The sequence below is a fragment of the Prescottella subtropica genome, assembly GCF_005434945.1.
In the GTDB taxonomy this organism is placed as follows: Bacteria; Actinomycetota; Actinomycetes; order Mycobacteriales; family Mycobacteriaceae; genus Prescottella; species Prescottella subtropica.
The window spans coordinates 92,303-119,302 of sequence record NZ_SKCH01000005.1; the positions used below are offsets into that span (position 1 = coordinate 92,303).

General features: G+C 72.9%; 1 protein-coding gene. It reads left to right on the forward strand.

What is annotated here, in order from left to right:
• The first annotated feature begins 9 nt into the window (after positions 1-9).
• On the forward strand, positions 10-26,976 hold the full coding sequence (locus E0497_RS07520; RefSeq protein ID WP_137724165.1) for a non-ribosomal peptide synthase/polyketide synthase: 26,967 nt from the start codon (positions 10-12) through the stop codon (positions 26,974-26,976).
• Positions 26,977-27,000: the final 24 nt, after the last annotated feature.

The window sequence follows — 27,000 nt, forward strand, 5'->3', positions numbered from 1 at the left end:
GGCTTGTCAATGACGATGCGAGGATCTCGGGAACCGAATTTTCACGGTTCCGACACGACCGCCGATTCGGACGAAATAGTTTCACCCGACATTGCGCCGAACGACATTGCACCGAACGGCATTGTGCCGGCCGAGGCATTTCCACTGTCCTCGACGCAGCGGAGCATGTGGTTCGCGCAGCAACTCATGCCGGACGTGCCGATCTTCATCGCGCAGTACGTGGCGCTCCACGGCGACCTGGACCTCGGCCTGCTCGACCGGTGCGCGGTCACCGCGGCGCGGGAGTTCGGGTCGCCGCTGCTGCGACTGGTCGACGTCGACGGGGAGCCGTGGCAGTTGGTCGACCCGGACACGGACACGACGATCGATCATCTCGACCTGCGCGGCGAGGCCGACCCGACGGCGGCCGCGTACGCCTGGATGGAACGCGACTACTCGGCGCCCATCGACCTCACCCGAGACCGGTTGATCGACATGACGGTCATCCGGGTCGGCGAACGGGACTTCCTGTGGTACACGAGGATCCATCATGTCGCCCTCGACGGCTACAGCGGCCTGACGATCGCGAACCGGATCGCGGCCCTGTACACCGCCCACGTCGAGGGCCGTGACCCCGAACCTGTCCGGGCGCTCGACCTGCGGGACCTGCTCGACGTGGACCGCACGTACCGGACGTCGAGCAGATTCCAGGCCGACCGCGAGTACTGGGCCGACCACATCGCCGGCATCGAGGGCGGCTCCACCCTCGCCACCGGCGAGGGGCCCGCGGTCGCGGTCGGTCGGGTCGAGACGGCCCCGATGTCGGCGGCGACGATCGCCGCCCTCGACCACACCGACCGGCGCTACCAGGCGACCCCCGCCGCGGTGCTGATCGCGGCGTTCGCGTGCTATCTGGCCCGGATGACCGGGCGCACCGACGTACTGGTGGACATGCCGGTCTCGGCGCGCACCACCGCGCCGCTGCAACGTTCGGGCGGCATGCTCGTCAACGTGGCGCCGCTGCGGGCGACGGTCCTGCCGAACGACACGGTCGGGGACGTGATCGGACGCATCCAGCTCGAACTGATGGGTGCACTGCGGCACCAGCGGTGCAGCATCGAGGACATCCGCCGGGACGCCGGCCTGACCGGCGCCGCCCGCGGGCTGGCCGGACCGATGGCCAACGTCATGCTGTTCCGCCCGAAGATGACCCTCGGCACCCTCGAGGGCGAATACCACATCGTCACGTCCGGTCCGGTCGAGGACCTGGCGATCAACTTCTTCCAGAGCGGTAGCCCCACAACGACTTTCGTCGAGTTCCGAGCGAACCCGAACCGGTACACCGAGGTCGGGTTGCGCACCCACCACCGCCGGTTCGTCGAGCTGGTCGAGGAGTTCGTGGTCGCCGAACCGGACACCCCGATCGCCGACGTCCACACCGAGAGCGCCGTCGTCGGCGCCCAGGTGCTGCGCACCGCCGGGCAGCTCGAGTTCTGGTCCCGGGAACTCGACGGGCTGCCCGACATCCTGTCGCTGCCCGGTGACCGTCCCCGGCCGGCGCGGCGCACCGGCGGCGCAGGCCGGGTCGCGTTCCCGGTGCCCGCGGACACGCACCGGCGGCTCACGGATCTGGCCGCGGCCCGCGGCTGCACGGTGTTCTCCGCCGTCCACACCGTCCTGGCGTTGCTGCTGGCCCGGCTGAGCGACGTCGACGACGTCGCGATCGGCACCCCGGTCACCGGACGGGCCGCGACGGGCGAGTTCGTCAACACGCTCACGTTGCGCACCCGGATCACCGACGACGCCACCTTCGGCACACTGCTCACCGACGTGTGCGCCGTCGACCTGGCGGCGTTCCGGCACGCCGAGACCCCGTTCGCGCAGTTGGTGGAGGCACTCGGCCTCAGCCGGGTGAACGCGCATGCGCCGCTGTTCCAGGTGCTGCTCGAGTTCCCGGACAGTGCCACCACCCACCTCGACGACGATGTGCTCGTGTGCGCCGCCGGGACCGGACCGGATCTCGGGGCCCTCGACCTGCGGTTGACGGGCTGGGAACGGTTCACCGCGAGCGGTGAACCGGCCGGGCTGGACGCCGAGTTCACGTTCGCGACCGACCTGTTCGACGCCGTCACGATCGAGGATCTCGCCGACCGGTTCCGGCGGGTCCTGGACGCGGTCCTCGCCGACCCGGACCTCGCCGTCGCCGACGTCGACCTGCTCGGCGCCGACGAGCGCCGCGCGCTGGCCGGGGTGTGGGGTGGGGACGGCGAGCCGCCGGTCACGCTCGCCGGGTTGCTCGCGGCGGCCGCCGCCGACGACCCGGGGCGTCCGGCGTTGGTGTCCGACGGCCGGGAGGTGTCGTACCGGGACCTCGACGAGCAGTCGAACCGGATGGCGCGCATGCTGATCGCCCGCGGCGTCGGACCGGGCACGGTGGTGGCGTTGTCCCTGCCACGGTCGATCGACTCGGTGACCGGGGCATGGGCGGTCGCCAAGACCGGGGCCGCGTTCGTGCCCGTCGACCCCAACTATCCGGCCGACCGGATCACACACATGCTCACCGACTCGGGGACGGTACTGGCGTTGACCGTCACCGACCACACCGAGGCGGTCGCGGACACGGTGCCCACCCTGGTCCTCGACGCCCCCGGCTTCGCCGAGCAGGTGCGGCAGTGGCCGGCCGACCCGGTCCTCGACACCGACCGCACCGGGCCGGCCCGTCTCGACCAGGCCGCCTACCTGATCTACACGTCCGGGTCGACCGGCACCCCGAAGGGGGTGACCGTGACCCATCGGGGGCTGGCGAACCTGGCCGCCGACCAGCGCGACCGCTACCGGGTGGGTCCGGCGTCGAAGACCCTGCACTTCTCGTCGCCCAGTTTCGACGCGTCGATCCTCGAACTGATGCTCGCCGTCGGGGCGGCCGCCACGATGGTGATCGCGCCGCCCACCGTCTACGGCGGCGCCGAACTGACCGAACTGCTGCGCCGCGACCACGTCACGCACGCGTTCGTCACCCCGGCCGCGCTCGCATCGGTGGACCCGGCCCCGCTCACCGACCTCGAGTGCGTGATCACCGGTGGTGAGGCGTGCCCGCCGCACCTGGTGGAGCAGTGGGCGCCGCACGCCCGCATGTTCAACGCGTACGGGCCGACGGAGGCGACCGTGGTGGCGAGCGTGTCGACGCCGCTCGCCGTGGGGACGCCGGTGACGATCGGCAGCCCGCCGCGCGGGGTCGGCGCCCGCGTCCTGGACCGGCGGCTGCGTCCGGTGCCGGTCGGGGTGGCCGGCGAACTGTACGTGTACGGCGACGGACTGGCCCGCGGCTACCACGACCGGCCCGTCACCACCGCCGTACGGTTCGTCGCCGACCCGTACGGTGGCGGCGCGGCCCGCATGTACCGCACCGGCGACCTGGTCCGCTGGACCCGCCGCGGCCGGCTGGAATACGTGGGCCGCAGCGACTTCCAGGTCAAGATCCGCGGCTTCCGCATCGAACTCGGCGAGATCGAGGCCGCACTGCGGTCGCATCCGCGGGTCGGGTTCGCGCTCGCCGCCGGGCATCCCGGCCCGGCCGGTGACACCGTCCTCGTCGCGTACGTGCAGTCCGACGACGCGGTGCCCGCCGCGGACGTCGTCGACCACGTCGCCGGACTGCTGCCCGCGCACATGGTGCCGGCCGCCGTCGTCGTCCTCGACACGGTGCCGCTGACCCCGGCCGGGAAACTGGATCGGCGGGCGTTGCCGGAACCCCGGTTCGACACCGCCGCCGGCGAGTTCCTTCCACCCACCACCCCCGACGAGAAGAAGATCGCCGCCGTGTTCGCGGACCTGCTCGGCGTCGACCGGATCGGGGTCGACGACAGCTTCTTCGACCTGGGCGGCAACTCGCTGACCGCGACCCGGATCGTGGCCCGCATCAACGCGGTCCTCGGCACCGGGCTGGGGGTCCTCGACCTGTTCGAGGCGCCGACAGTGGCGGCGCTCGCGGCCCGGGTCGTCGCCGGCGGCGGCCGCGGAACCCGGCCGCCGCTGGTGCCGCGGCAGCCCGACGGCCCCGTCCCGGTGTCGGCGTCGCAGCAGCGGATGTGGTTCGTCAACCAGTTCACGCCCGCGTCCGCCGCCTACAACATTCCGATCGCGGTCCGCATGCGCGGCCCGCTGGACACCGCGGCGCTGCGTGCCGCCCTGACGGACGTGGTCACCCGGCACGCGAGCCTGCGGACGGTGTTCCCGAACACCGGCGACGGGCCGGTGCAGGTGGTGCACCCGGTCACCGACCTCTCCCGCGCCGCGTTCGACCCGACCCCGGTCGACGTCACCGCCGCCGACCTGCCGTCGCACACCGCCGCGTTCGCGGCGACCGGATTCGACGTCACCACCGACCTGCCGGTGCGGGCCCGGCTGTGGCGGCTCGCCCCGGACGAGCACGTCCTCGGCCTGGTCGTGAACCACATCGCCGCCGACGGGCTGTCGATGACACCGCTGGCCCGGGACGTGATGGTCGCCTACACCGCGCGCGCCGCCGGCGGCATCCCGGAGTGGACGCCGCTGCCGGTGCAGTACACCGACTACACGCTGTGGCAGCGGGACCTGCTCGGCGCCGAGGACGATCCGCACAGTCTCGCGCACCGGCAGCTCGCGTTCTGGCGGGCCGCGCTGGCCGGGGCGCCCGAGCTGCTCGAACTGCCCACCGACCGGCCGCGGCCGGCGCAGCAGTCGATGCGCGGCGCCGACGTCGACGTCACGATCGGGGCGCACCTGCACCGGCGGCTGCTCGACGTGGCCGCCGGCAACGAGGCCAGCCTGTTCATGGTGGTGCACGCCGGTCTGGCGGCACTGCTGGCCCGACTGTCCGGCACCACCGACATCGCGATCGGCTCCCCGGTGTCCGGGCGCGGCGACGCCGAACTCGACGACCTGATCGGCATGTTCGTCGGCACGGTCGTGCTGCGCACCCGGGTGGATCCGGCGGCGACGGTCACCGACCTGCTCACCGGCACCCGGGCCGCCGACCTGGCCGCACTCGACCACACCGACGTCCCGTTCGAGCGGCTCGTGGAGGTCCTCGACCCGGCCCGGTCGACCGCGTACTCGCCGCTGTTCCAGGTGATGCTGGTGCTGCAGGGCACCGACCAACAGCGGGGCCGCAACCGGTTCCGGCTGCCCGGCCTCGACGTCGAGGTCGGCGAGATCGACACCGGCACCGCGAAGTTCGACCTGCAGGTGATCCTCACCGAGACCGTCGACGAGGAGGGCCGCCCCGGCGGCATCGACGCCCGCTTCTCGTACGCCACCGACCTGTTCGACGCCGCCACGATCGTCTCGGTCGCGGACCGGTTCGTGCGGGTCCTCGAGGCGATCACCGTCGCCGCCACCGACCCGGCGGCCACCACCCGGGTCGGGGACATCGACGTCCTCGTCGACGGCGAGCGGGAACTGGTGCTGGGGGAGTGGAACGCCACCGAGCATCCGGTCCCGGCGACGACACTCGCCGGACTGTTCGACGTGCAGGCCGCCCGCACCCCGGACGCCGTCGCACTCACCTTCGGCGACGACACCGTCACCTACGGGCAGTTCGCGTCCCGGGTGCGCCGGCTCGCCCGGGAGTTGATCGCCCGCGGGGTGGGCCCCGAATCGCGGGTGGCGGTGGCGATGCGCCGCTCGGTCGACCTGCTCGTCGGCATCTACGCGGTGCTCGAGGCGGGTGGCGCGTACGTGCCGCTCGACCCGGACCATCCGGCGGCCCGCACCGCGTACGTGCTGGGCAGCGCGGAACCGGTGTGCGTGCTCACCACCGGCCGGGACCGCGGGTCGCTGCCCGCCGGTGTCGACGTGCTCGAGATCGACCGGCTCGACGTCTCCGGCCGCGCCGACGGACCGATCGACGCCGGGGAGCGTCGCGGCGTGCTGTCCGGCGCGAACGCCGCGTACGTCATCTACACGTCCGGCTCCACCGGCCGGCCCAAGGGGGTCGCGGTCGAGCATGCCGCGATCGTCAACCGGCTCGCCTGGATGCAGGACCGGTACCTGCTCACCGCATCGGACACGGTGGTGCAGAAGACGCCGGTGACGTTCGACGTGTCGGTGTGGGAACTGTTCTGGCCGTTGCAGACCGGGGCCCGGCTGGCGATCGCGGCCCCCGACGGGCACCGCGACCCCGACTACCTGGCGCGGCTGATCGAGGCCCGCGGTGTCACCGTCGCCCACTTCGTGCCGTCGATGCTGTCCGCGTTCGTCGCCGCCGCCGACCCCGCCCGGTGCGCGAGCCTGCGGACCGTGTTCTGCAGCGGTGAGGCACTGCCCCCGGCCACCGCGGCCGCGTTCACCCGGTTCGTCGGGGACGGCCCGGCCCTGCTGCACAACCTGTACGGGCCCACCGAGGCCGCCGTCGACGTCACCCACCACACGGTCACCGCCGCCGACACCGCGACGGTGCCGATCGGGGCGCCGGTGTGGAACACAGCACTGTACGTCCTCGACGCCCGGCTGCATCCGGTGCCGATCGGGGTGCCCGGCGAGCTGTACCTGTCCGGGGTGCAGCTGGCCCGCGGCTACGTCGGCCGCCCCGACCTGACCGCCGACCGGTTCGTCGCCGACCCGCACGCCGCCGGGGCCCGCATGTACCGCACCGGGGACGTGGTCCGCCGCCGCGCCGACGGGGAACTCGAATACCTGGGCCGCAGCGACTTCCAGGTCAAGCTGCGCGGCCTGCGCATCGAACTCGGCGAGATCGAATCCGCGCTGCTCGCGGCGCCCACCGTCGGGCAGGCCGTCGTGGTGGTCCGCGACGACGACGTCGTCGGCCAGTCCCTGATCGGGTACGTGATCGCCGAACCGGGCGCCGACGTCGATCCGACGGCGCTGCGGGAACGGGTGGCGGCGACGCTGCCCGCCTACATGGTGCCGGCGCAGATCCTGGTCCTGGACGCGTTCCCGCTCGGCGCCACCGGCAAACTCGACCGCCGGGCACTGCCGGCACCCGAATTCACCGCCGCCGGAACAGAATTCGTCGCCCCCCGCAACCCGGTCGAGGAAATCCTGGCGGCCACGTTCGCCGAACTGGTGGCCGCCGACCGGGTCGGCGTGTACGACGACTTCTTCGCACTCGGCGGCAACTCGCTGACCGCGACCCGGCTCGTCGCGCGGATCGACGCGGCCCTCGACACCACGCTCGGGCTGCGGGAGGTCTTCGACGCCCCCACCGTCGCCGGGCTCGCGGCGCGGATCGAGGCGTCCGGGGTCCGCGGCGCCGACCGGCCGCCGCTCGAGGCGGGGGACCGCCCGGCGGTCGTGCCGGTGTCGCTGGCGCAGAAACGGATGTGGTTCGTCAACCAGTTCGACACCGACTCGGCCGCCTACAACGTGGTGCTGCCGGTACGCCTCGACGGTGATCTCGACGTGCCGGCGCTGCGGGCCGCGCTCACCGACGTCCTCGACCGGCACGAGTCGCTGCGCACGATGTTCCCGATGGTCGACGGCGACCCCACCCAGGTGGTGCTGCCGGCGTCCGCGGTCGCCCCGGACCTGGAGCCGGTGCCGGCCCTCGACACCGAGGTGACCGCGACGATCACTGCGTTCGCGGGCCGCGGCTTCGACGTGACCGTCGCCCCGCCGATCCGGTCGCTGCTGCTGCGCACCGGACGCGACCGGCACGTCCTGGTGATCGTGGTCCACCACATCTGCGCCGACGGATTCTCCCTCGCCCCGCTCGCACGGGACGTGATGACCGCGTACGTCGCCCGCACCGAGGGCTCCGCCCCGGCGTGGACGCCGCTGCCGGTGCAGTACCCCGACTACGCACTGTGGCAGCAGCGGGCACTCGGCGACACCACCGACCCGGACAGTGTGCTGGCCACCCAACTCGACTTCTGGGGCGTCACCCTCGACGGGCTGCCCGAGGTCCTCGACCTGCCCACCGACCGGCCGCGGCCGGCGCAGCGGACGATGCGCGGCGCCGTCCACGGCTTCCGCATCGCCCCGGACACCCACCGGCGGCTCACCGCACTCGCCCGGGACCGCCGCGCCACGGTGTTCATGGCCGTGCACACGGCACTGGCGGTGCTGCTCGCCCGGCTCGCCGGCACCGACGACGTCGCGATCGGCACCCCCATCGCCGGCCGCGGCGGCGCCACCCTCGACGACCTGGTCGGGATGTTCGTCAACACGCTGGTGCTGCGCACCCGTCCGGACCCGGCGACCCCGTTCACCGACCTGCTCGACACGGTCCGCACCGACGACCTCGACGCGTTCGCGCACGCCGACCTGCCGTTCGAGCGGCTCGTCGACGCGCTCGCCCCGGAACGCTCCACCGCGCACTCGCCGCTGTTCCAGGTGATGCTCGAATTCCGCAACCTCGACCGGCCGCGACTCGAACTGCCCGGGCTGACCGTGTCGGTCGTCGACACGGCCACCGCCACCACCAACTTCGATCTGCAACTGGCCCTCACCGAGGAGTTCACCGACCGCGGGCAGCCGACCGGGATCACCGCCGAATTCACCTATGCCACCGACCTGTTCGACCCGGCGACCGTCGCCCGGCTCGCCGACCGGTTCACCGCGGTCCTGGCCGCGGTCACCGCCGACCCGGGGATCGCGGTCGGCGACATCGACCTGCTCACCGCCGGTGAACACGACGACCTGGCCCCCGTCGTCGGGGGCGGTGCGGTCCCGGCCCGCACCCTGGCGGACCTGCTCGCCGCGGCCACGGCCGCGAACCCGGACGGGGCCGCCGTCGTATACGAGAACGACGCAGATGTCATGGGCGGCACCGCCGCCGTCACCTATCGGGATCTCGACGCCCGCTCCGACCGGCTCGCCCGACTGCTCCTCGAACGCGGTGTCGGCCCCGAGGACGTCGTCGCCCTCGCACTGGCCCGGTCGATCGACTCGGTGACCGCGCTGTGGGCGGTCGCCAAGACCGGGGCCGCGTTCGTGCCCGTGGACCCCAACTATCCGGCCGACCGGATCGCGCACATGCTCACCGACTCCGGGGCCGTCGTGGGCGTCACCGCCGCCGCCCACCACGACACGCTGCCCACCGGCACCGACTGGATCGTCGTCGACGACCCCGCCACCCGCACCCGGGTGACGCAGCAGCCGGCCCGCCCGGTCACCGACCGCGAGCGGGTACGTCCGCTGCGCCTGGACGACCCCGCCTACCTGATCTACACGTCCGGGTCGACCGGTGTCCCCAAGGGGGTCGTCGTCTCGCACCGCGGGCTGGCGAACTTCGCCGTCGAACAGCGCACCCGCTACGGGATCACCGCGACGTCGAAGACCCTGCACTTCTCGTCACCGAGTTTCGACGCGTCGATCCTCGAACTGCTCCTCGCGATCGGGGCCGGCGCCACCATGGTGATCGCCCCGCCGACCGTCCTCGGCGGCGACGACCTGCGGCAGATCCTCCACGGGCACGCCGTCACCCACGCGTTCGTCACCCCCGCCGCGCTGGCCTCCGTCGACGCGGCCGGACTCACCGACCTCGACTGCGTCATCACCGGCGGTGAGGCGTGCCCGCCGGAACTGGTGGCGCAGTGGGCGCCGGGACGGCGGATGTTCAACGCGTACGGGCCCACCGAGGCGACCGTGGTGGCCGCCGTCAGCGACCCGCTCGCGGTCGGGGCGCCGGTGACGATCGGCCGGCCGCCGCGCGGCACGTCGCTGGTGGTCCTCGACGCCCGCCTGCACCCGGTCCCGGCCGGGGTGCCCGGCGAACTGTACATCCTCGGTGGCGGTCTGGCCCGCGGCTACCACCACCGTCCCGCCACCACCGCCGACCGGTTCGTCGCGGCCCCGTTCGGGGCGCCCGGCACCCGCATGTACCGCACCGGCGACCTGGTCCGCTGGAACACCGACGGACAGCTGGAGTACCTGGGCCGCACCGACTTCCAGGTCAAGATCCGCGGCTTCCGCATCGAGCTCGGCGAGATCGAGTCGGCGCTGCGCCGGCATCCCGGTGTCGGGGCGGCGGTCGTCGCCGTCGACGGGTCCGGTCCGGCGAGCCGGCTGGTCGGCTACGTCGTCCCCCGCGAGACCACCCCGGTCGCCGCACTGGATCCGGCGGAGATCACCGCGTTCGTCGCCGGATTCCTGACGTCGTACATGGTGCCGTCGGCGGTGACGGTCCTGGGTGCGTTGCCGCTCGGCCCGGCCGGCAAACTCGACCGCCGCGCCCTGCCGGCCCCGGACTTCGGGGCGCGGGCGGGGACCGGGCGGGCGCCGGGCAGCGAACGGGAACGCCTCCTCGCCGACCTGTTCGCGGAGGTCCTCGGCCTCGACGCCGTCGGCGTGGACGAGTCGTTCTTCGCGCTCGGCGGCGACTCCATCATGTCGATCCAGTTGGTGTCCCGGGCCAAGACGGCGGGCCTGCGGTTCACCCCACGGGACGTGTTCGACCACAAGACGGTCGCCGCCGTCGCCGCGGCCGCGGTGTCCGACGCCGAGGCGATCACCCTCGACGAGTTGCCCGGCGGCGGGGTCGGGGAGATGCCGCTGCTGCCGGTGGCGCACTGGCTCCTCGGCCGCGGTGGCCGGCACGACCGGTTCTCGCAGTCGGCGCTGCTCACCGCCCCCGACGGCCTCGACGACGCGCACCTCGCCGGCGCCGTGCAGGCCGTCCTCGACCGGCACGACATGCTGCGGGCCCGGCTCGCCGCCGACGGGCAGGCGATGATCGCGGCCCCGACCGGCAGCGTGTACGCGGAGACTCTGATCCACCGGGTCCCGGTCGACACCGCCCCCGGCAGCACCGGGTTCGCCGACACGGTCCGCGCCGAACTGGACGCCGCGATGTCCCGGCTCGACCCGGCGGCGGGGGAGATGCTGCAGGTGGTGTGGCTCGACCCCGTCGACGGCACCGCCGGCCGACTGCTGCTCGTGGTGCATCACCTCGTCGTCGACGGGGTGTCGTGGCGGATCCTGGTGCCCGACCTGGCGACCGCGTGGACCCGGCTCGTCGCCGGGCAGACCCCGGATCTGCCGCCGGTCGGCACGTCGATGCGCCGCTGGAGCCACGGGCTGGCCGATGCCGCGGCGGCCCGCCGCGACCAACTCGCACAGTGGCAGACGGTGCTCACCGGGGACGATCCGCTGCTCGGCCGCCGGGCCCTGGACCCGGTCGTCGACGTCGCCGCCACCGTCGACACCGTCACCGTCGAGGTGTCCCCGGACGTCACCGAGGCGCTGCTGACCACCGTCCCCGACGCCTTCCACGGGTCGGTGGGCGACGGACTGCTCACCGCGTTGGCGCTCGCGCTGGTGCGGTGGCGTCGGGAGCGCGGCACCGACCCGGCCCTCGCGGACACCCTGGTCACCCTCGAGGGACACGGCCGCGAGGACCGGATGCTGCCCGGTGCCGACCTGGCCCGCACCGTCGGCTGGTTCACCACCCTGTACCCGGTCCGACTGGACCTGACCGGCATCGACGTCGACGACGCGTTCACCGGCGGCCGTGGCGCCGGTGCGGCGGTCAAGGCGATCAAGGAGCAGTTGCTGGCCGTGCCCGGGCACGGCATCGGCTACGGCATGCTCCGCCACCTCGACCCCGACAGCGGGTCCGTGCTGGCGGCGCTGCCGGCCCCGCAGATCGCCTTCAACTATCTGGGCCGGCTCACCGCCGCCGTCCCCGACACCGCCCGCGGCGCCGCCTGGGTGCCCACCGACGACGTCGACCTGGACGTGCTGCAGGATCCGGACCGGCCGGTGGCGTCCGCTCTCGACGTCAACGCCGTCACCACCGACGGCGTCGACGGCCCCCGGATCCGCGCCACCTGGGGGTTCCCGACCGGGGTCCTGGGTGCCGACGACGTCCGCGCGCTCGCCGACCTGTGGCGGGATGCGCTGATCGCGTTGGCCCGGCACGCCGCCGGACCGGACGCGGGCGGGCTCACCCCGTCCGACCTGGATCTGGTGGCGCTCGGCCAGCCGGAGATCGACGCTCTCGAGCAGCGGTTCCCGCGGCTGACGGACGTGTGGTCGCTGTCCCCGCTGCAGCAGGGCCTGCTGTTCCACGCGCTGTACGCCGACCGGTCCGTCGACGCGTATCTGGTGCAGATGATGCTCGACGTGTCCGGGACGGACCCGGCCCGGCTGCGGGCGGCGGGGCAGGCGATGCTCGACCGGCACCCGAACCTGCGGGCGGCGTTCGTGCACACCGCCGACGGCGCCGCCGTGCAGGTGATCGAGGACGCGGTGCCGTTGCCGTGGACCGAGATCGACCTGTCCGAACTCGACGCACCCGACCGGGAGGCCGCACTGGCCCGCGTCGTCGCCGACGACCGGGACCGCCGCTTCGATCCGGCGCACGCCCCGCTGATCCGGTTCCTGCTGATCCGCACCGGGCCGGACGAGCACCGCCTGGTGCTCACCAACCACCACATCCTGCTCGACGGCTGGTCGACGCCGCTGCTGATGCAGGAGCTGCTGGCCCTGTACGCGGCCGGCGGGGCCGCGGCGGGGCTGCCGCCGGTGCACCCGTACCGCGACTACCTGTCGTGGATCGCCGGGCAGGACCCGGACCGGTCGCTGCAGGCGTGGACGGAGGCGTTGACCGGGCTCGACGAGCCGACCCTGCTGGCCCCGCCGGACCGGGCCCGCGAGCAGACCACGATGCCCGACGAGGTGCGGACGGCGCTGGAGCCGGCGGTGACCGCCCGGCTGGCCGCGCTCGGCCGGGACCGCGGCGTCACCCTCAACACGATGGTGCAGGTGGCGTGGGCGGTCGTCGTCGGCGCGGTGACCGGCCGGGACGACGTCGTGTTCGGGGCGACCGTGTCGGGTCGGCCCCCGCACATTCCCGGGATCGAGTCGATGATCGGCCTGTTCATCAACACGCTGCCGGTGCGGGTGCGGATCGAGCCGGGCACCCCGCTGACGGATCTGCTCGAGCGGGTCCAGCACGAGCAGGCGTCCCTGCTCGACCACCACCATGTGAGCCTGACCCGGATCCAGGACGCGGTCGGGCCGGTACTGGCGTTCGACACCCTGACGGTGTTCGAGTCGTATCCGGTCGACCCGGAGGCCGCGCGCGGCGCCGACATCGCCGGGCTGCGGGTGCAGCGGATCCACGACAGCGCCGACGCCGCCCACTACCCGCTCACGCTCGTCGCGAACGCCGACGACCGGCTGCGGATGAAACTGAAGTATCTGCCGGACCTGTTCGACACGGACCGTGCCGCAGCCCTCCTCGACCGGGTCGCCGCCGTGCTGACCACCATGGCCGACGATCCGGGCCGGCCGCCGGCGCGGCTGCAGCTGCTCACCGACGCCGAGCAGGCGCAGCTGGTGCCGTTGCGGGGCCGACCGGGTATCGCACCGTGCACCCTCGCGCAGCTCGTCACCGACGCCGCCGCCCGGAACCCGGAGGCGATCGCGCTCGTCGCCGGCGACACCGAGATCACCTACCGGGACCTCGACGAGCACACCAACCGGCTCGCCCGACTCCTCATCGACGCCGGGGTCGGGCCGGAATCCGCGGTCGTCCTCGGCATGCCGCGGTCGATCGCATCGGTGACGGCGGTGTGGGCGGTCGCGAAGGCCGGTGGCGCGTTCGTGCCGGTGGACCCGAACTATCCGCCGGACCGGGTCGCGTTCATGATCGACGACTCGTCGGCGACCGTCGGGTTGACCGTCGCCGACGCCGTCGGCACACTCCCGGGCCGCGTCGACTGGACCGTCCTCGACGACCCGGACCTGGTCTCCCGCTGCGCCCGCTACTCGGCGGCCCCGGTCACCGACGCGGACCGGCGGGCCCCCCTGGACCTGCGGCATCCCGCCTACATGATCTACACGTCCGGCACCACCGGCCGGCCCAAGGGGGTCGTCATCACCCAGGCCGGGCTGGCGGACCTGGCACACGAATGCCGCACCCACCTGGCGGTGCAGCCGACGTCGCGGACCCTGCACTTCTCGACCCCGAGTTTCGATGCCGCCGTCCTCGACTTCATGATCGCGTTCGGGGCGGGCGCCACGATGGTCGTCGCCCCCACCGACATCTACGGCGGCGACGAACTGACCCGGCTGCTGCGGGACCGGCACGTCACCCACGCGTGGATCACCGCGGCGGCCGCCGCCACCATCGACCCGACCGGCCTCGACGAACTCACCGACGTGGTCACCGGCGGTGAAGCGGTGCCCCCCGAGACGGTCGCCCGGTGGGCACCGGGACGGCGCCTGTTCAACGGGTACGGGCCCACCGAGAGCACTGTGCTCACCAACGTCAGCCCGCCGCTGGTGCCGGGGCAGCCGATCGTGATCGGCGCCCCCATCACCGGGGAGACCGAACTGGTCCTCGACGCGAGCCTGCGGCCCGTCCCGGCCGGGGTGGCCGGCGAACTGTACATCGCCGGGCCGGGCCTGGCCCGCGGCTACCATCGGCGCCCCGAGCTGACCGCGGAGCGGTTCGTGGCGAACCCGTACGCGGGTCCCGGCGCCCGCATGTACCGCACCGGCGACATCGTGCGGGTCTCCGAGACGGGTCCCGGCGATCGTGTCCTCGAATACGTCGGCCGCGCCGACTTCCAGGTCAAACTGCGTGGTTTCCGCATCGAACTCGGCGACGTCGATGCCGCGTTCGGGGACCGGACGGACATCCGGTTCGCGGTCACCGTCGGCCGTCCCGGCCCGACGGGGGAGACCGCACTGGTGACGTACGTGCTGCCCGCCGACGGCGCCCACCCGGAGCCGGGAGAACTACGGGACTACGTCGCACAGCGGCTCCCGGCGCCGATGGTGCCGTCGAGCATCATGATCTTGGACGAGTTGCCGCTCACCCCGATCGGGAAACTCGACCGTCGGGCACTGCCGGATCCGGAGTTCCTGCCGTCGGCGGCCGCGTTCCGGCCGGCGTCCACCCCGACCGAGCAGGCGATCGTCGACGTGATCGGCGAGGTCCTCGGGCTGGAACGGGTCGGGGTCGACGACAGCTTCTTCGACCTGGGCGGCAACTCGCTGATCGCGACCCGGGTGATCGCCCGCCTCTCCACCGCACTCGGGGTGGAACTCGAGGTGCGGGCCCTGTTCGAGGCGCCCACCGCCCACGAACTGGCTCGCTGGATCGAGCGTGAACACGTCACCGAGACGACCCGGCCGCCGCTGACCCGGCGGGACCGCCCCGCCCGGATCCCGCTGTCGCTGGCGCAGCAGCGGATGTGGTTCATCAACCAGTACGACACCGCCTCGGCGGCCTACAACATTCCCCTCGCCGTCCGGCTCTCCGGCGACCTCGACGTCGCCGCCCTGCGTGCCGCCGTCACCGACGTCCGGGACCGGCACGAGTCGCTGCGCACCTACTTCCCGGCCTCGACGACGGCGGGGCCGTCCGGGGTCACAGGGGCGGGGCATCCCGAGCAGGTGATCGTCCCCGCCGACACGCTGCCGGCGACGACCGTCGAGGACGTGCCGCCCGGCCGGGTTCCGGACCGGATCGCGGACCTGATCGAATGCGGCTTCGACGTGACCGCGGCCGTCCCGGTACGTACCCGTCTGCTGCGGGTCGGTCCCACCGAACACGTCCTGGTGCTGGTGGTGCACCACATCTGCGCCGACGGTTTCTCGATGGCGCCGCTCGCCGCGGACGTGATGACCGCGTACACCGCCCGCACCGGCGGGCACGTCCCGCAGTGGGCGCCGCTGCCGGTGCAGTACGCCGACTACACGCTGTGGCAGCGGGACGTCCTCGGTGACGAGGACGATCCGGGGTCGCTGCTGTCCCGGCAGCTGGCGTTCTGGACGGACGCGCTGGCCGGGCTGCCGGACGCGTTGGCGTTGCCGACGGACCGGCCGCGGCCGGCGCAGCAGAGTTTCGCCGGCGACCGGGTGCACTTCGAGATCCCCGCCGACGTGCACCGGGCACTGAGCGATCTGGCCCGCAGGGAGGGCGCGACGATGTTCATGGCCGCGCACGCGGCGCTGGCGGTGTTGTTGTCCCGGCTCGCCGGCGCCGACGACATCGCGATCGGCACCCCGATCGCGGGCCGCGGCGAGGCCGACCTCGACGGCCTGGTCGGCATGTTCGTGGGCACCCTGGTGTTGCGTACCCGGGTGGAGGCGTCCGCCGCGTTCACCGAGGTGCTCGCGCAGGCCCGGGCCTTCGACCTGGCCGCGTTCGGGCATGCGGATCTGCCGTTCGAGCGGCTCGTCGACGTCCTCGCACCGGAACGGTCCACCGCGCATTCACCGCTGTTCCAGGTGCTGCTCGAGTTCCAGAACAACGAGGTGCCGCGGCTGGAGTTGCCCCGGTTGACCGTCGACCCGGTCACCGCGGATCTGGCGGTCGCCAAGTTCGATCTGCAGCTCACCCTCGCCGAACGCCGCGACGAGCACGGGGTGCCCGCCGGGATCGACGCCGCGTTCACGTATGCGACGGACCTGTTCGACGCGGGCACCGTCGCGACTCTCGGGGAACGGCTGGTGCGGTTGCTGACCGCGCTCACCGCCGCCCCGGCGGACCCGGTCGGGGACGCGGAGATCACCACCGCCGCCGAACGGGACACCGTCGTCCACGACTGGAACTCCCCGGGCCGGCGGGCCCCCGAGTCCACCCTCTCCGACCGGCTGGCCGCCTCGATCGACCGGTACGCCGACGCCGGTGCCGTCACCTTCGAGGGCGAGACGATCACCTACGCGGAACTCGGGGCCCGCACCCACCGGCTGGCCCGGCACCTGATCGATGCCGGGGCCCGGCCGGGCACCCTGGTCGCGGTCGCGTTGCCGCGGTCGATCGACCTCGTCGTCGCGTTGCTCGCCGTCGTCGAGGCCGGGGCCGGGTATCTGCCGCTGGACGTGACGTATCCGGCGGACCGGCTGGCGTACATGCTCGGCGACGCCGCCCCGGTGTGCGTGCTCACCACGGTCGCCGACGCCGACGCGATCCCGCCGACCCCGGCCCCGATCGTCCGGCTCGACGCCGACGACGTGGTCGCCGCGGTCGCCGCCCGTTCCGGACACCCGATCACCGACACCGACCGGACCGCGTCGCTGCACCCCGACGACCTCGCGTACGTCATCTACACGTCCGGGTCCACCGGACGCCCCAAGGGCGTGCAGGTCACCCACCGCAACGTCGCGACCCTGTTCGCGAACACCACCGACCAGTTCGGGTTCGACGACACGGACGTGTGGACGATGTTCCACTCGTACGCGTTCGACTTCTCGGTGTGGGAACTGTGGGGTCCACTGCTCCACGGCGGCCGGCTCGTCGTCGTCGACTACTACACCGCCCGCTCCCCGGAAATGTTCCTGGACCTGCTGCGGAGCGAACAGGTGACGGTCCTGAACCAGACGCCGACCGCGTTCTACCAGCTCGCCGAGGCGGACCGGCTGGCACCCGACACCGGTGTCGAGCCGCTGCACCTGCGGTACGTGATCTTCGGTGGGGAGGCCCTCGACCTGGGGCAGCTGGCCCGCTGGTACGCCCGCCGCGGCGACCGGGTGCCGCGGCTGGTGAACATGTACGGCATCACCGAGACCTGCGTGCACGTCACCCGCCTCGAACTCGACCGGGCGTTCGCGGCGGCCGCGAACGCCAGCGTCGTCGGCCGCGCCGTCGACGGGCTGTCGGTGCGGGTCCTCGACACCCGACTGCATCCGGTGCCGCCGGGGGTGACCGGGGAGATGTACGTCTCCGGTGACCAGCTCACCCGCGGCTACCTGGGTCGGGCCGCCCTCACGTCGGGCCGGTTCGTCGCCGACCCGGGCTCGACCACCGGCGGACGCATGTACCGCACCGGCGACCTGGCCCGCTGGAACACCGCCGGGCAGTTGGAGTATCTGGGCCGCAGCGATTTCCAGGTGAAGATCCGCGGCTTCCGCATCGAGCTCGGCGAGATCGAGTCGGCGCTGCTCGCGGTGCCCGGGATCGCGCAGGCCGTGGTCACCGTGCACGCCGGCGACGGCGGCCCGGATCGGCTCGTCGGCTACGTCGTCGGGGAGCAGGGCGCCGACACCCCCGACCCGCGGCAGGTTCTCGACCACGTCGCCGGGGAGTTGACGTCGTACATGGTGCCGGCGGCGCTGGTGGTCCTCGACGTCCTGCCGCTCACCGCGAACGGCAAACTCGACCGCCGCGCCCTGCCCGAACCCGATTTCGGGGTCCGGGCCACCGAGTCCCGTGCCCCGCAGTCCGACACCGAACGGGTTCTCGCCGGACTGTTCGCGGAGGTCCTCGGCCTCGACACGGTCGGCATGGAGGATTCGTTCTTCGCGCTCGGCGGCGACTCCATCATGTCGATCCAACTGGTGTCCCGCGCCAAGACGGCGGGCCTGACCCTGACCCCGCGAGACGTGTTCGACCAGCGCAGCGTCGCCGGTCTCGCGCAGGTCGCGGACGCGGCCGCCACGCAGCCGGCCGTGGTGCTCGCGGAACTGCCCGGCGGCGGGGTCGGCGACTTCCCGGCCGGCCCGATCGTGCGGTGGCTGCTCGACCGCGGCGGCCCGGTACGCCGCTACACGCAGACCGCGCTGCTCACCCTGCCGGCCGGGGCGGACGCCGACCGGCTCACCCGCACCCTGCAGGCCGTGATCGACCGGCACGACATGCTCCGCGCCCGCCTCGACGTCGACCGCGACGACAGCGGCGGTGACGGCGATCCGATCGTCACGGTCCGCCCGGCCGGGACGGTCTCCGCCGCGGACCTGTTCACCCGCGTCCCCGTCGCCGCCGTCACCGGCCCGGAGTTCGACGCCGCCGCGCAGACCGCCCTCGACGCCGCCGCCGACCGGCTCGACCCGGTCGCCGGGACCGTGCTGCAGGCGGTGTGGTTCGACCCCGGTACCGGCCCGGACGCCCCGGCCGGCCGGCTGCTGCTGGTGCTGCACCATCTCGTCGTCGACGGGGTGTCGTGGCGGATCCTGGTGCCCGACCTGGCGGACGCCTGGTCCCAGGTGTCCGAGGACCGGGTGGTCGACCTGCCGCCGGCCGGGACGTCGATGCGCCGCTGGGCGCACGGCCTCACCGAGGTCGCGACCGCCGCGGCCGGGGACGTCGACCGGTGGCGCGGCACCCTCACCACCGCCGACCCGCTGCTCGGGGCGCGGGTCCTGGACCCGGCGTCCGACGTCACCGGCACCGTCGACAAGGTGACCGTCGAGTTGCCCGCCGACATCACCGACATCCTGCTCACCGCCGTCCCGCGCGCCTTCCACGGCTCGGTCGCCGACGGGCTGCTCGCGGCCCTCGCGGTCGCCGTCACCCGCTGGCGCCGCACCCGCGGCCTGGACGCGCCCGCCACCCTCGTCTCCCTCGAAGGGCACGGCCGCGAGGACCGGGTGCTGCCGGGCGCCGACCTGGCCCGCACCGTCGGCTGGTTCACCACGATCTTCCCGGTCCGGTTGGACCTGTCCGGGATCGACGTCGACGACGTGTTCGCGGCCGGTCCGGCCGCCGGGGCCGCGATCAAGGCCGTCAAGGAACAGTTGCTGGCCGTCCCGGACCACGGCATCGGCTACGGGCTGTTGCGCTACCTGAACCCGGAGACCGCGCCGCTGCTGGCGCCGCTGCCGACCCCGCAGATCAGCTTCAACTACCTGGGCCGGCTCGGCGGTACCGGCGAGCCCGGTGCGGATGTCGCATGGCTGCCGGTCACCGACACCGACCTCGACGACAGCCCCGCCGCCGACCTGCCCGCCGCCCACGTCCTCGACGTCAACGCGATGGTCACCGACAGCGGTGACGGGCCGCGGCTGCGGGCGACGTGGACGTACCCGCGGGGGGTCCTCGCCGGGATCGACGCCGGGGAACTCGCCGACCTGTGGGTGCGGGCGCTGACCGCCCTGGCCCGGCACACCACCGCCCCCGACGCGGGCGGGCTGACCCCGTCCGATCTGGATCTGGTGGTCCTCGACCAGTCCGCTGTGGACGCCCTCGAGGACCGCTACCCGCAGCTGACCGACGTGTGGTCGCTGTCGCCGCTGCAGACCGGGCTGCACTTCCACGCCGTGTACGCCGACACGGCCGCCGACGCCTACCTGGTGCAGTTGACGCTGCACCTCGGGGGCGCCGTCGACGCCGACCGGCTGCACCGGGCCGGGCAGGCCCTGCTGGACCGGCATCCGAACCTGCGGGCCGGGTTCGTGCGCGCCGACGGCGTCGACGGACCCGTCGTGCAGGTGATCCCGGCCCGCGCCGAACTGCCGTGGACGGTCGTGGACCTGTCCGGGTCGGACCCGGACACTCGCGGCGCCCGCTACCGCGACCTGGTGGCCGCCGACCGGCTCACCCGCTTCGATCTCGCGGTGCCGCCCGCGATCCGGATGACTCTCGTCGACCTCGGCGACGACGGGCACCGGCTGATCGTGACCAACCATCACATCCTGCTCGACGGCTGGTCGACGCCACTGGTGCTGCGGGATCTGCTGACCCTGTACGCCACCGACGGCGACGCGACGATCCTGCCGCGGGTCCACTCCTACCGCGACTATCTGGCGTGGATGGCCCGCCAGGACACGGCCGTCTCCACCGCCGCGTGGCGGCGGGCCCTGACCGGTCTCGAGGAGCCGAGCCTGCTGGCCCCGACCGGCGGTATCGCGGAGACCGCCGACGGCACCGACGAGTACGAGACGACGTTGACGGTGACGCAGACCGCGGCGCTGCGCGCCCTGGTCCGGGACCGCGGCATCACCCTCAACACCGTCGTGCAGGCGGCATGGGCGATCGTCCTGGGCGCGCACACCGCCCGCACCGACGTCCTGTTCGGTGGCACCGTGTCGGGCCGGCCCCCACAGATTCCCGGCATCGAATCGATGGTGGGCCTGTTCATCAACACGTTGCCGGTGCGGGTGACCCTCGATGCCACCGAGACGCTCGGGGGGTTGCTCGACCGGATCCAACGCGAGCAGGCCGCCCTCCTCGACCACCACTATCTGGGGCTGCCGGACATCCAGCGGGCGACCGGTCCGGCGGTCGTGTTCGACACGTTGACGGTGTTCGAGTCGTATCCGGTGGACCGGGATGCGCTCACCGCCGACACCGACATCGCCGGGATGACCGTCACCGGCATCGACGGCCGTGACGCCACCCACTACCCGCTGGCGCTGGTCGCGTCGGTGGGGGAGACGCTGAACCTGAAGTTCGAGTACCTGCCCGACCGGTTCGCCCCCGACACCGTCGCCGCCCTCGCCACCCGGGTCGCCGTCGTCCTGGACGGGCTGGCCGCCGACCCGGACCGGCTGCTGTCGCAGCTGGAACTGCTCACCGACACCGAACGGCGGGATCTGGCCCCGGTCCTCGGGGAGTCGGGCGGGTCGAGCCGCACCCTGGCGGACATCTTCGCCGATGCCGCCGCCCTCGACCCGGACGCGGTCGCGCTGGTCTTCGCGGGTCGGCAGGTCACCTACCGGGAACTCGACACCCGTTCCTCCCGCATCGCCCGTGTCCTCATCGACCAGGGTGTCGGCCCGGAATCGTATGTGGCACTCGGCATTCCACGGTCCATCGAGTCGGTGCTCGCGGTGTGGGCGGTCGCCAAGACCGGGGCCGCGTTCGTGCCGATCGACCCGAACTATCCACTCGAGCGGATCGAGTACATGCTCGCCGACTCCGGGGCCGGACTCGGGTTGACCGTCGCCGCGCACCGGCACCGGCTGCCGACCGCCGCGCACTGGCTCACCCTCGACGACGACGAGTTCACCGCCGCGTGCACCGCCCGCGGCGACGGCCCGGTCACCGACCTCGACCGCACCGCCCCGCTCGGCCTGCACCACGCCGCGTACGTCGTCTACACCTCCGGGTCCACCGGACGCCCGAAGGGGGTCGTCGTCACCCACCGCGGCCTCGACAACTTCGCCCTCGACCAGCAGGAACGGTTCGGGGCGACGGCGGCGTCGCGGACCCTGCACTTCGCGACCCCCAGCTTCGACGGCGCCGTGTTCGAGTACCTGCAGGCGTTCGGGGTGGGCGCGACGATGGTGATCGCCGAACCGTCCGTGGTCGGCGGCGGCGACCTCGCCCGGCTCATCGCCGACGAGCACGTCACCCACGCATTCGTCACCACCGCCGGCCTCGCCACCGTCGACCCCACCGGCCTCGACGAGTTCACCCACGTCGCGTTCGGCGGCGAGGCCTGCCCGCCGGACCTGGTGCCCCGGTGGGCGCCGGGCCGGCAGTTGTACAACGCGTACGGCCCCACCGAGACCACGATCATGACCAACATCTCCGACCCGATGACCGTCGGGGACCCCATCACGATCGGCGGCCCGATCCGCGGTGTCGGCGAACTCGTCCTCGACACCCGGCTGCAACCGGTCCCGGTCGGGGTACCCGGCGAGCTGTACATCACCGGACTCGGGTTGGCCCGCGGCTACCACCGCCGTCCCGGCCTGTCCGCGGAACGGTTCGTCGCCAACCCGTTCGGCAAACCGGGTGAGCGCATGTACCGCACCGGTGATCTGGTGCGCTGGACGAAACGCGGAACCACGTTCTCGATCGACTACGTGGGCCGCACCGACTTCCAGGTGAAGGTCCGCGGGTTCCGCATCGAACTCGGCGAGATCGACACCGCCCTCACGGCCGATCCGACCGTGCGCTTCGCGGTCACCCTCGGGGTGCCCGGCCCGGCCGGGGACACCGTCCTCGCCTCCTACGTGGTCCCGGCCGCCGGCACGGTCGCCGACCCGGCCGCCCTCACCGCGCACCTGTCCACACATCTGCCGGCGCACATGGTGCCGTCGGCGATCACCGTCCTGGGCGAGATCCCGCTCACCCCGGTCGGCAAACTCGACCGGGCGGCGCTGCCGGCACCGGAGTTCACGTTCACCACCGGCGAGTTCCGGGCCCCGAGCAACCCGCTCGAACACACCCTCGCCGACGTGTTCGCCGAGGTCCTCGGCCTCGACCGGATCGGTGTCACCGACAGCTTCTTCGACCTGGGCGGCAACTCGCTGATCGCGACCCGGGTCACCGCCCGCCTCGGCAGCGTCCTGGACGCCGACATCCCGGTCCGGGCCCTGTTCGAGGCGCCCACCGTGCACGGCCTCGCGCAGTGGATCACCCGGGAGAAGGACAGCACCGCCGGCTACCGGCGGCCCCCGCTGACCCGCCGGGACCGGCCGGCCCGGATCCCGCTGTCCTTGGCGCAGCAGCGGATGTGGTTCATCAACCAGTTCGACCCCGCCTCGGCGGCCTACAACATTCCGATGGCCGTCACCCTCGACGGCGACCTCGACGGCGACGCGTTGCGCCGCGCAGTCGGTGACGTCCTCGACCGGCACGAGGCGCTGCGCACGTTCTACCCGATCGTCGACCAGGAGCCGACCCAGCAGGTGGTGCCCACCACCGAGATGGACGTCCCGCTCACCCCGATCGACGTCCCCGACGACCGAGACGGGCAGACGGTGCAGGCCCGGATCGCCGCGATCGGCGGCCGCGGCTTCGACGTCACCACCGCACCCCCGGTGCGGGCCGAACTGCTGCGACTGGCCGCCGACCGGCACATCCTGGTCCTCGTCGTGCACCACATCTGCGCGGACGGCTACTCGATGGCCCCCCTCAGCCGCGACCTGATGGCCGCCTACTCCGCGCACGCCGCCGGCGCCGTCCCGCAGTTGACGCCGCTGCCCGTGCAGTACGCCGACTTCACGCTGTGGCAGCACGACCTCCTCGGCTCCGACGACGACCCCGACTCGCTGCTGCGCCGCCAACTCGACTTCTGGACCGCCGAACTCGCCGGCCTGCCGGACGTGCTGCAACTGCCCACCGACCGGCCCCGCCCGGTGCAGCAGACCTTCCGCGGTGACCGCGTCTCCTTCCGGGTGCCCGCCGACCTGCACACCCGCCTGGCCGCCCTCGCGCACCGGCACGGCGCCAGCATGTTCATGACCGTGCACGCCGCCCTCGCGACCCTGCTCGCCCGGCTCGCCGACACCGACGACATCGCCGTCGGCACCCCGATCGCCGGCCGCAGCGAGATCGACCTCGAACAGCTCGTCGGCATGTTCGTCGGCACCCTGGTGCTGCGCACCCGCGTCGACCACGCCACGACGTTCGACGACCTCCTCACCCGGGTCCGGGAATCCGACCTGGCCGCGTTCGGGCACGCCGACGTCCCGTTCGAGCGGCTCGTCGAGGAGATCAACCCGCCGCGGTCGACGTCGTATTCGCCGCTGTTCCAGGTGTCGCTCGAATTCCAGAACAACGAGCGGCCCCGCCTGCAGCTGCCCGGACTGACCGTCGAGGGGGTCGGCATCGACACCGCCGTCGCCAAGGAGGACCTCGAACTCGTCGTCGCCGAGGAGTTCGACGCGGACGGCGCCCCCGCCGGGATCACCGCGTCGATGGACTTCGCGACCGACCTGTTCGACGCCGCCACCGTCCGCGGCTTCGCCGACCGGTTCGTCCGCATCCTCGCCGCGGTCACCGCCGATCCCGGACGGCCGGTCGGGGACATCGAGATCCTCGACGCCGACGAACTCGACGAGTTCGCGCCCGCCGCCGGGGACCGCGGGGTGTCCCCGCACGTGTGGCCGGAGATCCTCACCGCCGCCGCCGCGGTCGACCCGGACGCGATCGCCCTCACCTTCCGGGGCGCCACCGTCACCTACCGGGACCTCGACGACCGCTCCAACCGGCTGGCCCGGATCCTCGTCGACCGCGGGGTGGGGCCGGAAACGTTCGTCGCCCTCGGGATGCCCCGCTCGATCGAGGAGGTGCTGTCGATCTGGGCGGTCGCCAAGGCCGGGGCCGCGTTCGTGCCCGTCGACCCCGACTATCCGGCCGACCGCATCGACCACATGCTCACCGACTCCGGGGCGGCCCTCGGCCTGACCACGACCGGGCAGCGGGACAACCTGCCCGACACGGTGCCGTGGCTGCTCGTCGACGACCCCGAGACCGCGGCCGCGGCCGCCGGCCGGTCGGGGGCCCCGGTCACCGACGCCGACCGCACCGCGCCGCTGCACCTGACGCACCCCGCCTACCTGATCTACACGTCCGGCTCCACCGGCCGCCCCAAGGGCGTGATCATCACCCACCGGGGCATCGCGAACCTCACCGCCGAGGAACACCGCCGGTTCGGGGTCACCCCCCGGTCGCGGGTCTCGCATCTGGCGTCGCCGAGTTTCGACGCCTCCGTGTTCGAGATGATGATGGCGTTCAGTGCCGGCGCCCGCCTGGTGATCGTCCCGCCGACCGTGTACGGCGGCAGCGAACTGGCGCAACTGTTCACCCGGGAGGGCGTCACCCACGGATTCATCACCCCGACCGCCCTCGCCTCCATCGAGGAAGACCTCGACACCCTGCAGGTCCTCGCCGTCGCCGGGGAGGCCTGCCCGCCGGAACTGGTCGCCAAGTGGGCGCCCGGCCGCCGCATGTTCAACGGCTACGGCCCCACCGAAACCACCATCCAGGCATCCGTCAGCGCCCCCATGCAGCCGGGGGAGACCGTCAACATCGGCGGCCCGGCCATCGGGTTCCGGGAGGCCGTCCTCGACGCCCGGCTGCGGCCCGTCCCGGTCGGGGTGCCCGGCGAGCTGTACATCTCCGGTCCCGGCCTGGCCCGCGGCTACCACCACCGGCCCGGGCTGTCCGCGGAACGGTTCGTCGCCGACCCGTTCGGGGAACCCGGCTCGCGGATGTACCGCACCGGCGACGTCGTCCGCTGGCGCGCCGACCACACCGTCGAATACATCGGCCGCTCCGACTTCCAGGTGAAGGTCCGCGGTTTCCGCATCGAGCTCGGCGAGATCGACGCCGTCCTCACCCGGCATCCGGCGGTCACGTTCTCCGCCACCCTCGGGCATGCCGGACCGTCCGGCGACACCCTCCTCGCCTCCTACGTGCGGCCCGTCGAAGGTGTCGCGGTCACCGCCCGGGACCTGCGCGCCCACGTCGCCGCGCAGCTGCCGGCGCACATGGTGCCGTCGGCGGTCGTCGTGTTGGACGACATTCCGCTGACCCCGGTCGGCAAACTCGACCGTCGCGCCCTGCCGGACCCGGACTTCACGTCCACGACCACCGAGTTCCGGGCCCCGACGACCCCCACCGAACGGGCCGTCACCGAGGTGTTCGCCGAGGTCCTCGGCATCGCGCACGTCGGTGTCGACGACAGTTTCTTCGACCTGGGCGGCAACTCGATCATCGCGACCCGCATCATGAACGCCCTGCAGTCGCGGATCGGCCGGCAGATCCCGTTGCAGACGATGTTCCTCGACCCCACCCCGGCCGGGCTCGCCAAACGCATCGACCTGCCCGTCGGGATTCTCGGACAGTCGAGTTCCCCGGTCGACGACGCGCTCGGCGTGCTGATCCCGCTGCGTCCTACCGGTGCCCGCCCGCCCCTGTTCTGCGTGCATCCCGGCATCGGGTTGTCGTGGGGGTATGCGGGCCTGGTGCAGTACCTCGGCCAGGACCGGCCGGTGTACGGGCTGCAGCTGCCGTTGCTGTCCGGCGGCCCGGACTTCGAGTCGGTGCAGCAGCTCGCCCACCGGTATGTCGAGGAGATCCGGCTCGCGCAGCCGCACGGCCCCTACCATCTGATGGGTTGGTCGCTCGGCGGTGTCATCGCGCACGCGATGGCCGTCGAACTGCGCGGCGCCGGTGAGGACGTCGCCACCCTCGCGATCATGGACAGCTATCTGACCGAGGGCGACGAGGATCCCGGCCCGCTCACCGTCGCCGAACTCCTCGAGGGACTCGGTATCGACCTCGCCGCCTACGGCGACACCGGTGACCTCACCTACGAGCGGGCGATCGAACTGCTCGACGAATCCCTCGGCCAGGCGACCGGGCTGACCCCGTCGCATCTGAAGCGGATCGGGGCCGGGTTCGCCACGAGCACCCGGATCATGAACCGGTACGCCCCCGACGTGTTCGACGGGGATCTGCTGTTCTTCACCGCCGGACGCGGAGACGGCAGCACCGCCGTCCACGACCCGCGGGTGTGGCAGCCGTCGATCACCGGACGGATCCGCGAGTTCACCATCGACTGCGAACACAACCAGATGATCGAACCGGCGGTGCTCGCCGAGATCGGCCCGCTACTCGAGAACTATCTGGTCGAACACTGACACGGAACCGTCGACCGGGGTCTA

What these genes read in the sequence shown, in the direction of transcription:
- E0497_RS07520 (WP_137724165.1), top strand. Translation starts at nt 10, where the DNA reads ATGACGATGCGAGGATCTCGGGAACCGAATTTTCACGGTTCCGACACG.